The 793-nt window shown below is 50.3% G+C and carries 1 protein-coding gene; it reads left to right on the top strand.

What is annotated here, in order from left to right:
* Positions 1-260: 260 nt before the first annotated feature.
* A partial coding sequence (locus HBO24_RS29320) for a hypothetical protein (RefSeq protein WP_170060844.1) occupies positions 261-793 on the top strand: 533 nt, incomplete at its 3' end.

Genomic DNA, 793 nt, shown 5'->3' with positions numbered 1-793 from the left:
AGGGTTATTTATTCGGCGCTCGTACCAAAAACGGCTGGGCGCTTTGTTGATATACCCATATCCGGGGTTACGCCAAGCAAGGATTCTTGCGTGTGCATCCCTGTGGTCCCTTACCTGACTACTGGGCAGCAGGTAAGCGCAATAGCTTTCACGCCGTACATCTACGAGGGATATGTAAGGGTTTTTTTCGGAAGCCCAGCAGCAACTACGGGGCCGACCGGAACAACTACCCAGAGACTTATAGTCACGAGGTATAGGTAATGACGTACGGCCTTACATTCACAAACAACGACAACGTAGTAACGCTTGACTCTGAATTCGCAAGACTTGTAATTCTTGATAGCGGCACATGGGGCGGAAGCGGCGGGATAGGGATTGCATTTTCAAGTGTAATTACAACCGATGAGCCCCCTTTAGTTTTTGTCAGGCCAGATCAAGATGACTACTTTGCATTCTGCCTGGTGCAAGGCGAGCCAGGGAACTGGCACGCTTTTAGGTTCAACACCCTGAAGGGAAGTCATTCCAGCGGGAAGTGGTTTATCGCTGCATTCAAGTCCTCGCCAATTGCTGATTACGGTCTAAGGCTATGGGATGCAAACTCGAAGATTATTTTTGATAGCGGGACGCCGTGCGCGCAATTCACTCGCACCATATCCGCCTGGAACTACCTCGGGGCAGAGCAAACACAGCCAGGAGTTTACAGGTATAGCTGGTCCGCTTTTTCACCGCTAAACACTGGCGACTACATGCTTTTAAACAATATCGCCATGGACATGGCGGGCACGGTATCAAG

This window comes from Pseudomonas sp. WS 5410 (assembly GCF_012985645.1).
Classification (GTDB): Bacteria; Pseudomonadota; Gammaproteobacteria; order Pseudomonadales; family Pseudomonadaceae; genus Aquipseudomonas; species Aquipseudomonas shahriarae.
Note: the sequence above shows the minus strand (reverse complement) of the source record. Positions and strands in the feature narration are given on the sequence as shown.